The organism is Pseudomonas sp. SP16.1, assembly GCF_052682975.1.
The window spans coordinates 1,449,303-1,461,663 of the sequence record NZ_JBQYFZ010000001.1 but is presented as its reverse complement, the minus strand read 5'-3'; the positions used below and the strand labels follow the sequence as shown (position 1 = coordinate 1,461,663).

Sequence of the window (12,361 nt, the reverse complement as noted above, 5' to 3'; positions counted from 1 at the left end):
ATGCAGCTCCTGAGCAATGGCATGGAACCTTCGCTCAGGTAGACGCAGCCCCTGTCCGATTCGGGTTAAACCGCTACGCCGCCCGCCCGCTCCAGCGACAAGCCGCCGCTCACCTCCTGGCACAGCTGGCCGGCCAGCATGCCGAGGGTCATCAGCGCGCGCTCGGCCTCGCGGTTCCACGGAATGCCGCAATTCAGCCGCACGCAATGGTTGAACTGTTCGGTGTTGCTGAAAATCAGCCCCGGCGCGATCGAGATGCCCTGCTGCAATGCGCGCACGTGCAGATCCTTGGTATTGACCCGTACCGGCAGGCTGACCCAGAGGATGAAGCCGCCCTTGGGTCGGGTCATCTGCGTGCCCTCGGGGAAATACTGTTGCACCGCCAGCTGGAAGGCGCTGAGGTTCTTGCGGTACTCCTGGCGGATGAAACGCAGGTGACGGTCGTAGCCGCCATTCTCCAGGTAGGCGGCCACGGCCATCTGCGTCACGCTGCACGCCGAGTGAGTGGTGAAGGTCTGCAGGCGCTGGATCTCGTCCTGGTACTTGCCGGCGACTATCCAGCCGATGCGCACGCCGGGCGAGAGGGTCTTGGAGAAGCTCGAGCAGTAGATCACCCGGCTGTCGCGGTCGTGCGACTTGAGCGCCTTGGTCGGCCCCTGCTCGAACATCAGCTCGCCGTAGATATCGTCCTCGATGATCTGGATGTCGTAATCGTCAGCCAGGCGCAGCAACTGGCGCTGGCGCTCCTCGGGAATGGTGCCGCCGAGCGGATTGGACAGCCGCGCGGTGAGCACCAGCGCCTTGATCGGCCACTGGTTGGCCGCCAGCTGCAAGGCCTCCAGGCTGATGCCGGTAGTCGGGTCGCTGGGAATCTCGATCACCTTGAGGCCGAGCAGATCGGCCAGCTGCAACAGGCCGTAATAGGTCGGCGACTCGGCGGCGATCAGATCGCCCGGCTGGGTCAGCACGCGCAGGCTCATCTGCAGGGCGTCGACGCAGCCATGGGTGATCACCACCTCGGACGGGTCGACCATCACCCCGGCGTCGCGCATGCGGATCGCCACCTGCCGGCGCAACGGTTCGAAGCCAGGACTGAACATGTAGCTGAAGGCGCGCGGGCTATGGAAACGGGTGACCTTGGCCAGTTGCTGGTGCAACGCGCGCACCGGCAGGTAGTCGACGTGCGGCACGGCCGCGCCCAGCGGAAACACCCCCTCGCGGCGCGACTCGGTGAGCACCTGGTTGATGATGCTGCTGCGGGTGACCAGGCCGGGGCGTTCGACCCGCGCGATATCCGGGGTGGGCGCGGTCAGCGCCGGCGTCTGATGCACGTAGAAACCGGACTGCGGACGTGCGCGGATCAGCCCCTGGTCTTCCAGATTGGCGTAGGCCTGCAGCACGGTGGCGTGGCTGACGTTGAGCTGCGCGCTCATCTTGCGCACCGACGGCACCCGCTCGCCCGGCTGGTAGACGCCACGTCGAATGTCCTCGGCCAGCTGTTGGGCGATACGCTGATAGAGCAACAGATTGGTCATGGCCGTCTCCTTCGGGTCGCTGAACCATAACAGTAGCCGATTTACTCAAAAGTGTACTGGCACAGTTCAGAACAGTGTCGGCCATACAGTATCCGTGCGACAGCTGTATGCCTTATGCCTCAGGCGATCACGGCCAGACAGGCGCAGAGCAGAAACGAAAAACCCCGGCCAGGCCGGGGTTCGCATGCAGCCAGGCGGGCTTAGCGCTCGGCGCCGAGCTGACCGCGCTCGTCGGAGAAGACGATCTCCACCCGACGGTTCTGTGCTCGCCCGCGCGCCGAGGCGTTCTCCGCCACCGGGAAGTCGACGCCATAGCCGACCACTTGGATGCGTTTGGCGTCGATGCCCAGGTCCACCAGCAGATCGGCCACGCTCTGCGCCCGCGCGCGCGACAGTTCGAGGTTCTCCTCGGCGCTGCCGGTGTTGTCGGTGTAGCCCTCGATGCGCACCCGCCGTTGCGGGTTGATTTGCAGGAACTGCACCAGCTTGAGCACGGTGCGATTGGCGGCCGGCTGCAGTTCGGCGCGCCCGGCGTCGAACAGCATGTCGCCGAGGGTCATCACCAGGCCGCGCTCGGTTTCGCTGGCGGCGAGGCTGACCATCTGCTCCTCCAGCCAGCCGTTATGCTGCTGCACGCTGAGCAACTTGGCCTCGCGCAGGGTCAGTTGCAGGCGCTGACGCTCCAACTCGAGCTTGGCCACACGCTCCTGATTGAGGGCGATCTCGCTGTGCTGCCGAGCGATGTCGGCGTAGCGCTGGCTGAGGTAGGCATAGTGACGCACATCGTCGCCGCTGCCCCAGTAGCTGGACAGCCGCTCGGCCCGCGCCAGCGATTCGCCCGCGCGAATCACGTCCTTGGGCGCCGCGCGCAGCACGCCGGGGTCTTCCTTGACCTTCTGGAAGCTGGCGCGTGCCGCCTCCAGGGCCTGGTCGCTACCCGGCTGATTGGCCGCGCAACCGCCCAGCCAGGTGGCCGCCAGCAGCAAACCAGCGATACGCATCGAGCGACTCATCACATGCCCCCCAACTGCTGGCGCAGACGGCCAATACGCTGGTTCAGCTCGGCCAACTGCTCCCGTCCCTTGTCGCTGAGGTGCTCGGCCTCGGCCAGGCGGGCGTCCAACTCGGCCTGCTCGGCCAGCAGACGCGCCTGCTTGTTTTCGCCGTCCTGCAGGGCAGCCTGCGCCTGAGCGAACTTCTCCTCGGCCAGACGCAGGGATTCCGACTGCTCGCCAACCACGCCCAGGGCCTTGGCCTGGGTCAGGGCCTGTTCGGTCAGGCGCAATTGTTCGGTGGGCGCCGGGTCGCTGGCGCAGGCCGTCAGGCCCAGCGCCAGCAGCAGCGCGCAAAGGGGTCGATTGATCACGAGAACTTCCTACTGATTGACGTCGCCGACCGGGTCGGGTTGCATCTGCTGGGCCTTCCACAGCTCCAGGTTGCGTTGCAGCAACTGCTCGGGCAGACCGGCGGCGACCAATTCGGTCATCTTGCGCGCCAGCTGCCCGCGCAGCCAGGGCTCGTTGCACGCCGAGTTGTGCGACAGGGTGAGGTACAGACCTTCGCTGGAGATTGGCGGCTCAAGAACCTCCAGATCGTCGTCCATGCCCAGTGTCTCGGCCAGCGCCAGCCCTGGATAGCGCTCGTAGAGCACGTAGTCGGTGCGCCCCAGCAGCAACTTCTGGAACGCCTGGGTAAGACTGGAGACCCCCTCCAGCGTGAGATTGGTCTCGGCGAAGGCATCGAACTGCTGGCCGAAGCTGTTGCCCACCAGCGTGTCACCCGTGCGCCCCTGCAGATCGATCCAACTACCATAGGGGAAGGCTTCGCCCTTGCGCACCCACACCACGCTGGGGGTGAAGAAAAACGCCGGATGGATGTAATCCATGTGCTCCAGACGCGGCAGGGTAAGGAAGGCGCCGGCAATCAGGTCGACCCGTCCGGTGCGCACCTCGTCCTGCGCCCGCGACCAAGGCCCGGTATGGATCACGTCGATGACCAGACCGAGGTCCTTGCCCAGGTGCTTGAGCAGGTCGGCGTTGGCACCGATCAACTGTTGCGGATTCTGCGGGTCGCGCCACAGGTAGGGCGGATACTCGGGATTGCCGGTCGCCACCAGGCGCTCGCACTTGCCCACCGCCAGGGCGGCTGCCGGCATCAGCGCCAGGGCGCACCACAGCAGCAGGGACTTAAACAGACAACGCTCGGGCATTGGCTACTCTCGGTTCATGCGGTGATCGACTAAGGATGGCGGGAAAGCCCCGGAAACCGTCCGTGTTCATGCTAGCTTAAAGGCGCCGCCATAATAATTCGCGATAAGGACGCGCCATGAAAAAACTGCTGTTCGGCCTGTTGCTGCTGCTCGTCGCTGCCACCACGACGCTCTACTTCTTCCCAGCGACCCAGCTGGCCGGCCTGCGCCTGATCGAACAGCAGCGCGCCGGACTGAGCCACGAACAGCTGCGTGCCGGCGATCTTAACATCCATTACTACCTGGGAGGGCCGGCCAAGGGCGAAACCCTGGTGCTGATCCACGGCTTCGCCGCCGACAAGGATAACTGGCTGCGCTTTTCCCGCCACCTCACGGACCGCTATCGGGTGATCGCCCTCGATCTGCCCGGCTTCGGTGATAGCGACCGCCCCGTCGGCAGCTACGACGTCGGCACCCAGGCCGAACGCCTGGCGACCATCCTCGAGACACTGGGCATCGAACGCGCCCATCTGCTGGGCAACTCCATGGGCGGACATATCGCCGCCCTGTATGCCGCGCGCTACCCGCAACGGGTTCGCTCGCTGGCGTTGTTCAACAACGCCGGCGTCGAGGCACCGATACAGAGCGAGCTATTCGCCCTGCTCGAACGCGGCGCGCCCAACCCGCTGGTGGTCAGGCAGCCGGAAGACTTCCAGCGCCTGCTGCAGTTCGTCTTCGCCGAACCGCCCTACCTGCCCGAATCGCTCAAGCGCCACCTGGCCGAGCGCTCGATGGCCAACCGCGAGCATTACGAGCGGGTATTCCGGCAGCTGGTCGAACGCTATATCCCGCTGGAGCCGGAACTGGCGAAGATCCAGACGCCGACTCTGCTGCTGTGGGGCGAGCAGGATCGCGTGCTGCATGTATCCAGCATCGAGGTGATGCGCCCGCTGCTGCGCCAGCCTAGCGTGGTGGTAATGCCCGGAGTCGGCCACGCGCCGATGCTCGAACGCCCGCAGCAAAGCGCCCTGCTCTACCGGCGCTTTCTCGAAGGTCTGACGCCCTGATGCATCGCCCGAGCAAAGCCATGGCCGAACACGCGGCGCAGCCAGCGAAGCCTGACGACCCTCGGAGATGCGGATAGCCAATAAAAAACCCGCTCCTGGGAGCGGGTTTCTTCACAGCGGAGAAAGCGGCTTAGACCAGCTTTTCCAGCTCCGGTACGGCTTCGAACAGGTCGGCGACCAGGCCGTAGTCGGCAACCTGGAAGATCGGCGCCTCTTCGTCCTTGTTGATCGCAACGATCACCTTGGAGTCCTTCATGCCAGCCAGGTGCTGGATCGCGCCGGAGATACCGACGGCGATGTACAGCTGCGGCGCGACGATCTTGCCGGTCTGGCCGACCTGCATGTCGTTCGGCACGAAGCCGGCATCGACCGCGGCGCGCGAGGCACCGACGGCGGCGCCCAGCTTGTCGGCCAGGGCGTACAGGTGTTTGAAGTTGTCGCCATTGCCCATGCCACGGCCGCCGGATACGACGATCTTGGCAGCGGTCAGTTCCGGACGGTCGGACTTGGCCAGTTCTTCGCCAACGAAGGCGGACTTGCCGGCATCGGCCGGGCCGGACACCGCTTCAACGGCAGCGCTGCCGCCTTCGGCGGCGACGGCATCGAAACCAGTGCTACGCACGGTGATCACCTTGACGGCAGCCGAGGACTGCACGGTGGCAATGGCGTTGCCAGCGTAGATCGGACGCTTGAAGGTGTCGGCGCTTTCAACGGCGATGATCTCGGAGATCTGGTCGACGTCCAGGGCAGCGGCGACGCGCGGCAGGATGTTCTTGCCGTTGCTGGTGGCGGCAGCCAGGATGTGGCTGTAGCCTTTGCCCAGCTCGGCTACCAGCGGTGCGACGTTTTCCGGCAGCTGGTTGGCATAGGCGGCGTTGTCGGCCACCAGCACCTTGGCTACGCCAGCGATCTTGGCAGCAGCTTCGGCAGCAGCGCCACAGGCACTACCGGCAACCAGTACGTGGATGTCGCCACCGATCTTCGCGGCAGCGGCAACGGTGTTCAGGGTCGCGGCAGCCAGGGCGGCATTGGTGTGTTCAGCGATAACCAGGATAGTCATTTAGATTACCTTCGCCTCGTTCTTCAGTTTCTCGACCAGTTCAGCCACGGACTTGACCTTGATGCCGGCGCTGCGAGCAGCCGGCGCTTCGACTTTCAGGGTCTTGACGGTGGAGGCGGTGGAAACGCCCAGGGCGTCCGGGGTAACGGTTTCCAGCGGCTTCTTCTTGGCCTTCATGATGTTCGGCAGCGACGCATAGCGCGGCTCGTTCAGGCGCAGGTCGGTGGTGACGATAGCCGGCAGGTTCAGCGCGACGGTCTGCAGGCCGCCATCGATCTCACGGGTGACGTTGACCTTGTCGCCAGCCACCTCGACCTTGGAGGCGAAGGTGCCCTGACCGAAACCGGTCAGCGCGCCGAGCATCTGGCCGGTCTGGTTGTTGTCGCTGTCGATGGCCTGCTTGCCCATGATCACCAGCTGCGGCTGCTCCTTGTCGACCACGGCCTTGAGCAGCTTGGCCACGGCCAGGGAGTTCAGCTCGTCGTTGGACTCGACCAGGATGGCGCGGTCGGCGCCCAGAGCCAGCGCGGTACGCAGCTGCTCCTGAGCGGTGGCCGGGCCGATGGAGACGACGACGATCTCGCTCGCCACGCCCTTCTCCTTCAGGCGCACGGCTTCTTCCACGGCGATCTCGCAGAAGGGGTTCATGGACATCTTGACGTTGGCGAGGTCGACGCCGCTGTTGTCCGCCTTGACGCGAACCTTGACGTTGTAGTCAACCACTCGTTTGACAGCTACAAGAACCTTCATGGATTCCTCGTTACTCTCCGGTGAATAAGAATGTCGCCAAGGCGAGCCTGGCCGGTGATGCAAAATCGGCCGGAACCGACCTTCAGCCCAGACGGCGAGCGCAAAACCGCCCGTATCTTGACCCCGCGGCCTGACTCGGTCAATACAGCGAACTGGCCGGTCATCCGCGATGTAGTAGGATTCTAACAGGCCTACAGAAAATTCAAACAAACGTTTGTATTGGCCCGCTGAGAGGGTGTAGATATAATGCGCCGCAGCGCTCAGGGAGACGAGCCGCGCCCTCCAACATACAACACCGAAGAGCCTTGAGTAGGAGATAGCCTGTGGAACGCGAATTTATGGAGTTCGACGTCGTCATCGTCGGCGCCGGCCCGTCTGGTCTGTCCGCCGCCTGCCGCCTGAAGCAGAAAGCCGCCGAAGCGGGCCAGGAGATCAGCGTTTGCGTGGTCGAGAAAGGCTCCGAAGTCGGCGCTCACATCCTCTCCGGTGCGGTCTTCGAGCCGCGCGCACTGAACGAACTGTTCCCCGACTGGAAGGAGCTGGGCGCCCCGCTCAACACTCCGGTCAAGCGCGATGACATCTATCTGCTGCGCGACGCCGACAAGGCTACCCGAATTCCCGACTTCTTTGTGCCGAAAACCATGCACAACGAAGGCAACTACATCATTTCCCTGGGCAACCTGTGTCGCTGGCTGGCGCAGCAGGCCGAGAACCTGGGCGTCGAGATCTACCCGGGCTTCGCCGCTCAGGAAGCGCTGATCGACGACAACGGCGTGGTGCGCGGCATCGTCACCGGCGACCTGGGCGTCGACCGCGAAGGCAACCCCAAGGAAGGCTACTACACGCCCGGCATGGAGCTGCGCGCCAAGTACACCCTGTTCGCCGAAGGCTGCCGCGGCCATATCGGCAAGCAGCTGATCAAGCAGTACAAGCTCGACAGCGAAGCCGACGCCCAGCACTACGGCATCGGCATCAAGGAAATCTGGGACATCGATCCGGCCAAACACGAGCAGGGCCTGGTGGTGCATACCGCTGGCTGGCCGATGGACATCATGGGCACCGAGAACACCGGCGGCTCCTTCCTCTATCACCTGGAGAACAACCAGGTAGTGGTCGGCCTGATCATCGACCTGTCCTACGCCAACCCGCACCTGTCACCGTTCGACGAGTTCCAGCGCTACAAGCATCACCCGGTGGTCAAGCAGTACCTCGAAGGCGGCAAGCGCGTGGCCTACGGCGCCCGCGCCATCTGCAAGGGCGGCCTGAATTCGCTGCCGAAGATGGTCTTCCCCGGTGGCGCACTGATCGGCTGTGACCTCGGCACCCTGAACTTCGCCAAGATCAAGGGCAGCCACACGGCGATGAAGTCCGGCATGCTGGCGGCCGACGCCATCGCCGAGGCCCTGGCTGCCGGCCGCGAAGGCGGCGACGAGCTGACCAATTACGTCGATGGCTTCAAGGCCAGCTGGCTGTACGACGAGCTGTTCCGCAGCCGCAACTTTGGCGCCGCCATTCACAAGTACGGCGCCATCGTCGGCGGCGGCATCAACTGGCTGGATCAGAACGTCTTCGGCGGCAAGGCACCCTTCACCCTGCACGACAACAAGCCGGACTACGCTTGCCTGAAGCCGGCCGCCGAGTGCGCGAAGATCGCCTATCCGAAACCGGACGGCAAGCTGAGTTTCGACAAGCTCTCCTCGGTGTTCCTCTCCAACACCAACCACGAAGAAGAGCAGCCCTGCCACCTCAAGCTCACCGACCCGAACATCCCGCTGGCGAAGAACCTGCCGCTGTACGACGAACCGGCGCAGCGCTACTGCCCGGCCGGCGTATACGAAGTGGTGACCCAGGAAGACGGCGAGAAGAAGTTCCAGATCAATGCGCAGAACTGCGTGCACTGCAAGACCTGCGACATCAAGGATCCGGCCCAGAACATCACCTGGGTCGCCCCGGAAGGCACCGGCGGCCCGAATTACCCCAACATGTAATTCGGCCGCTCAAGAAAAAGGCTCCTTCGGGAGCCTTTTTCGTTTCTGCTGCCGCACTGTATAACCCACCGCGACCTGCCGGCGGGCTGCACCCGCCCTACTGCACTCAATCCTGATAGATCATCTTGCGGCTCATGCCGCCATCGATGACGAACTCCTGACCGGTGACGAAACCGGCGGCCTCGGACAGCAGCCAGGCAACCTGGGCGGCGACATCCTCCACCGTACCGACACGACCGACCGGATGCTGCGCATGATCGAAGACCGACAGCGGCTCGCGTCGTTGCTGCGACGGATCACGCGAGTCGATCCAGCCGGGGCTGACGCAATTGACCCGCACCTCCGGCCCCAGGCTGATCGCCAACGCATGAGACAGCGCCACCAGGCCGCCCTTGCTCGCCGCATAGGCCTCGCAGTTGGCCTCGGACTGACTGGCACGGGTCGAAGCGATATTGACGATGGCCCCACGATGACCGCGCAGGTAAGGCGCGCAATGCTTGGCCAGGAGCATGGCGCCGGTTAGATTGACCGCCAGCATGCGATTCCAGCGTTTGAGGTCTAGCGCCTCCAGCGGCGGGTTGTGCGGATCGGCGATGGCCGCGTTGCATACCAGCGCATCGAGGCGGCCGAACTGGCCAAGCACCTCGGCGACGCCGACGCTCACCTGATCCTCCTTGGCTACGTCCATGGCGACGAACCAGGCGTTGTCGCCCAGCGCGCGCGCCACCTTCGAGCCACGCTCGCGATCGATGTCGGCCAGCACCACCTGCCAGCCCTCGGTGATCAGCCAGGCGACGATGCCCAGACCGATACCGCGGGCCGCGCCGGTGACCAGGGCGACCCGGCCGTTATTCGGCGCGGCGCCGCTGCCCCACTCGAGCATGCTCAGAGCGCGGCCAGGCCGCGCGCCAGGTCCGCCTTGAGGTCGGCCAGGTCTTCCAGGCCCACGGCGACGCGGATCAGGCTGTCTCGAATGCCGGCATTGGCGCGCTCCTGCGGCGTCAGGCGGCCATGCGAGGTGGTGGCCGGATGGGCGATGGTGGTCTTGGTGTCGCCGAGGTTGGTGGTGATGGAAATGACGCGGGTGGCATCGATCAGCTTCCAGGCGGCATCACGCCCGCCCTTGACCTCGAAGCTGACCACCGCACCGAAGGCGCTCTGCTGCTTCTTAGCCAGCTCGTGCTGCGGATGGCTGGGCAGACCGGCGTAGTAAACGCGCTCGACCTGCGGTTGCTGCTCCAGCCACAGTGCCAGATGCAGGGCGCTGTCGCTCTGCGCGCGCATGCGGATGCTCAGGGTTTCCAGGCCCTTGAGGAACAGCCAGGCATTGAACGGGCTCAAGGTCGGGCCGGCGGTGCGCAGAAAGCCCACGATTTCCTTCATCTGCTCGCCTCGCCCTGCCACCACGCCGCCCAGGCCGCGGCCCTGGCCGTCGATGTACTTGGTGGCCGAGTGCATGACGATATCGGCGCCCAACGCCAGCGGCTGCTGCAGCGCCGGGGTGCAGAAGCAGTTGTCCACCGCCAGCAGCGCGCCGCGGGCATGGGCAATCTCGGCCAGCGCAGCGATATCCACCAGCTCGGCCAGCGGGTTGGACGGCGACTCGACGAACAGCAGCCTGGTGTTGGGCTTGAAAGCGCCCTGCCAGGCCTCCAGATCGGCCAGCGGCACGTAATCGACCTCGACACCGAAGCGCTTGAGGTACTTCTCGAACAGGCTGATGGTGGAGCCGAACACGCTGCGCGACACCAGCACATGGTCACCGCCGCTGCACAGGCTCATGACGATGGCGAGGATCGCCGACATGCCGGAAGCGGTGGCCACCGCCTGCTCGGCGCCCTCCAGGGCGGCGATGCGCTCCTCGAAGGCGCGCACGGTGGGGTTGGTGTAGCGCGAGTAGACGTTGCCCGGCACCTCGCCGGCGAAGCGCGCGGCGGCGTCGGCGGCGGTACGGAACACGTAGCTGGAGGTGAGAAACAGCGCCTCGCCGTGCTCGCCCTCGGGCGAGCGGCGCTGGCCGGCGCGCACCGCCAGAGTGTCGAAGCCCACGCCGTCGAGATCGCTGTCGAGCCTGCCGGCTTCCCATTCCAGTGTCATATCGCTACCTCAAGAAGAATGAGCGCGGCTTACATCCGTGCTACCGGTTTCGTCGGACGCGCCGGGCGCGCCATCGAGACAGGCAGGGACCGGCCCTGCCCGCCCGAATCAATTGTTGTACAGATCGATGATCGCACTGACCGCCTGCGACTTGGCCTTGCTGGCGTCGTTGCGCGCCTGCTCGATCTTGTTCAGGTAGGCCTCGTCGACATCGCCGGTGACGTACTTGCCGTCGAATACTGCGCAGTCGAAGTTGTCGATCTTGATCTTCTTGCTGCCACTGACCGCTTCGATCAGGTCCGACAGGTCCTGGTACACCAGCCAATCGGCACCGATCAGCTCGCAGACTTCATCGGTGCTGCGGCCGTGGGCGATCAGCTCGTGGGCGCTGGGCATATCGATGCCATACACGTTCGGATAACGCACCGCCGGCGCCGCCGAGCAGAAGTAGACCTTCTTCGCGCCGGCCTCGCGGGCCATCTGGATGATCTGCTTGCAGGTGGTGCCGCGCACGATGGAGTCGTCGACCAGCATCACGTTCTTGCCGCGGAACTCTAGCTCGATGGCGTTGAGCTTCTGCCGCACGGACTTCTTGCGCGCCGCCTGGCCGGGCATGATGAAGGTGCGACCGATGTAGCGGTTCTTGACGAAGCCTTCGCGGAACTTAACGCCCAGGTGGTTGGCCAGCTCCAGCGCAGCGGTACGGCTGGTGTCGGGAATCGGGATGACCACGTCGATGTCGTGCTCCGGGCGCTCGCGCAGGATCTTGTCGGCCAGCTTCTCGCCCATGCGCAGACGCGCCTTGTACACCGAGATGCCGTCCATGATCGAGTCCGGACGCGCCAGGTAGACGTGCTCGAAGATGCACGGCGCGTACTTGGGGTTCTGCGCACACTGACGGGTGAACAGCTTGCCCTCCTCGGTGATGTACACCGCCTCGCCCGGCGCCAGGTCGCGGATCAGGGTGAAACCGAGCACGTCCAGCGACACGCTCTCGGAAGCGATCATGTACTCCACGCCCTCGTCGGTGTGACGCTGGCCGAAGACAATCGGGCGAATGCCGTTGGGGTCGCGGAAACCGACGATGCCGTAGCCGGTGATCATCGCCACCACCGCGTAGCCGCCCAGGCAGCGCTCGTGCACGTGGCTGACCGCGGCGAACACGTCCTCCTCGGTCGGCTGCAGCTTGCCGCGCTGGGCCAGCTCGTGCGCGAACACGTTGAGCAGCACTTCCGAGTCGGAGTTGGTGTTGACGTGGCGCAGGTCGGATTCGTAGATCTCCTTGGCCAGGCGTTCGACATTGGTCAGGTTGCCGTTGTGCGCCAGGGTGATGCCGTAGGGCGAGTTGACGTAGAACGGCTGCGCCTCGGCCGAACTGGAGCTGCCGGCGGTGGGGTAACGCACATGGCCGATACCCATGTGACCGACCAGGCGCTGCATGTGGCGCTGCTGGAACACGTCGCGCACCAGGCCGTTGTCCTTGCGCAGGAACAGCCGGCCATCATGGCTGGTAACGATGCCGGCAGCGTCCTGGCCGCGATGCTGAAGGACGGTGAGCGCGTCATACAGCGCCTGATTGACGTTCGACTTGCCGACGATACCGACGATGCCACACATGTGCCACGACCCCTGCTAGATAGTTCAGGCTAACTTGCGCGACTGCCATGGCGGTTTGG

Annotated in this window: 11 protein-coding genes; 2 read left to right on the top strand and 9 right to left on the bottom strand. The window is 64.8% G+C overall.

Annotation, left to right across the window (positions count from 1 at the left end; all coding sequences use genetic code 11):
- Nucleotides 1-65: 65 nt before the first annotated feature.
- From ACUTAF_RS07085 to ACUTAF_RS07070, 4 genes are all read right to left on the bottom strand, one after another.
- Nucleotides 66-1,535: an aminotransferase-like domain-containing protein gene (locus ACUTAF_RS07085; protein WP_445579306.1), complete on the bottom strand. Its 1,470-nt coding sequence runs from the start codon at nucleotides 1,533-1,535 to the stop codon at nucleotides 66-68.
- Nucleotides 1,536-1,735: 200 nt separating this feature from the next.
- Entirely contained in the window at nucleotides 1,736-2,548 is an 813-nt protein-coding gene (locus ACUTAF_RS07080; RefSeq protein ID WP_445579305.1) for an OmpA family protein, read from the bottom strand.
- Nucleotides 2,548-2,901 carry a DUF4398 domain-containing protein gene (locus tag ACUTAF_RS07075; protein WP_445579304.1) on the bottom strand — a complete coding sequence of 118 codons (354 nt, stop codon included), beginning with the start codon at nucleotides 2,899-2,901 and terminating at the stop codon, nucleotides 2,548-2,550. Before ACUTAF_RS07075 ends, ACUTAF_RS07080 begins: the two co-directional genes overlap by 1 nt.
- Before the next feature lie 9 nt (nucleotides 2,902-2,910).
- Nucleotides 2,911-3,744 carry a substrate-binding periplasmic protein gene (locus tag ACUTAF_RS07070; protein WP_445579303.1) on the bottom strand — a complete coding sequence of 278 codons (834 nt, stop codon included), beginning with the start codon at nucleotides 3,742-3,744 and terminating at the stop codon, nucleotides 2,911-2,913.
- A 116-nt stretch (nucleotides 3,745-3,860) separates the two neighbouring features.
- On the opposite strand from ACUTAF_RS07070, the gene ACUTAF_RS07065 reads away from it, so the two are divergent.
- Nucleotides 3,861-4,790, top strand: coding sequence for an alpha/beta fold hydrolase (locus ACUTAF_RS07065; protein ID WP_445579302.1), 930 nt, complete (start codon nucleotides 3,861-3,863; stop codon nucleotides 4,788-4,790).
- 130 nt (nucleotides 4,791-4,920) lie between these two features.
- Here ACUTAF_RS07065 and ACUTAF_RS07060 read toward each other — a convergent pair whose 3' ends face one another.
- The gene (locus ACUTAF_RS07060; protein ID WP_445579301.1) at nucleotides 4,921-5,850 is read right to left on the bottom strand and encodes an electron transfer flavoprotein subunit alpha/FixB family protein; all 930 of its coding nucleotides are present in this window, start codon (nucleotides 5,848-5,850) and stop codon (nucleotides 4,921-4,923) included.
- Nucleotides 5,851-6,600: an electron transfer flavoprotein subunit beta/FixA family protein gene (locus ACUTAF_RS07055; protein WP_012018936.1), complete on the bottom strand. Its 750-nt coding sequence runs from the start codon at nucleotides 6,598-6,600 to the stop codon at nucleotides 5,851-5,853.
- 323 nt (nucleotides 6,601-6,923) lie between these two features.
- Between ACUTAF_RS07055 and ACUTAF_RS07050 the strand changes: the two genes are divergently transcribed.
- A complete protein-coding gene (locus ACUTAF_RS07050) occupies nucleotides 6,924-8,588 on the top strand; it encodes an electron transfer flavoprotein-ubiquinone oxidoreductase (protein ID WP_445579300.1) in 1,665 nt (554 codons plus the stop codon).
- Nucleotides 8,589-8,694: 106 nt separating this feature from the next.
- Here the strand turns inward: ACUTAF_RS07050 and ACUTAF_RS07045 are convergent, their stop codons facing one another.
- From ACUTAF_RS07045 to purF, 3 genes are all read right to left on the bottom strand, one after another.
- The gene (locus tag ACUTAF_RS07045; RefSeq protein ID WP_445579299.1) at nucleotides 8,695-9,471 is read right to left on the bottom strand and encodes an SDR family oxidoreductase; all 777 of its coding nucleotides are present in this window, start codon (nucleotides 9,469-9,471) and stop codon (nucleotides 8,695-8,697) included.
- A 2-nt stretch (nucleotides 9,472-9,473) separates the two neighbouring features.
- Nucleotides 9,474-10,685, bottom strand: a complete 1,212-nt coding sequence (locus ACUTAF_RS07040; protein WP_445579298.1) for an O-succinylhomoserine sulfhydrylase — start codon at nucleotides 10,683-10,685, stop codon at nucleotides 9,474-9,476.
- A 108-nt stretch (nucleotides 10,686-10,793) separates the two neighbouring features.
- Complete coding sequence (gene purF / locus ACUTAF_RS07035) at nucleotides 10,794-12,302, bottom strand: amidophosphoribosyltransferase (RefSeq protein ID WP_445579297.1); 1,509 nt, start codon at nucleotides 12,300-12,302, stop codon at nucleotides 10,794-10,796.
- Between the last annotated feature and the right edge of the window lie 59 nt (nucleotides 12,303-12,361).

What these genes read in the sequence shown, in the direction of transcription:
- ACUTAF_RS07085 (WP_445579306.1), bottom strand. Translation starts at nt 1,535, where the DNA reads ATGACCAATCTGTTGCTCTATCAGCGTATCGCCCAACAGCTGGCCGAG.
- ACUTAF_RS07080 (WP_445579305.1), bottom strand. Translation starts at nt 2,548, where the DNA reads ATGAGTCGCTCGATGCGTATCGCTGGTTTGCTGCTGGCGGCCACCTGG.
- ACUTAF_RS07070 (WP_445579303.1), bottom strand. Translation starts at nt 3,744, where the DNA reads ATGCCCGAGCGTTGTCTGTTTAAGTCCCTGCTGCTGTGGTGCGCCCTG.
- ACUTAF_RS07065 (WP_445579302.1), top strand. Translation starts at nt 3,861, where the DNA reads ATGAAAAAACTGCTGTTCGGCCTGTTGCTGCTGCTCGTCGCTGCCACC.
- ACUTAF_RS07060 (WP_445579301.1), bottom strand. Translation starts at nt 5,850, where the DNA reads ATGACTATCCTGGTTATCGCTGAACACACCAATGCCGCCCTGGCTGCC.
- ACUTAF_RS07055 (WP_012018936.1), bottom strand. Translation starts at nt 6,600, where the DNA reads ATGAAGGTTCTTGTAGCTGTCAAACGAGTGGTTGACTACAACGTCAAG.
- ACUTAF_RS07045 (WP_445579299.1), bottom strand. Translation starts at nt 9,471, where the DNA reads ATGCTCGAGTGGGGCAGCGGCGCCGCGCCGAATAACGGCCGGGTCGCC.
- ACUTAF_RS07040 (WP_445579298.1), bottom strand. Translation starts at nt 10,685, where the DNA reads ATGACACTGGAATGGGAAGCCGGCAGGCTCGACAGCGATCTCGACGGC.
- purF (WP_445579297.1), bottom strand. Translation starts at nt 12,302, where the DNA reads ATGTGTGGCATCGTCGGTATCGTCGGCAAGTCGAACGTCAATCAGGCG.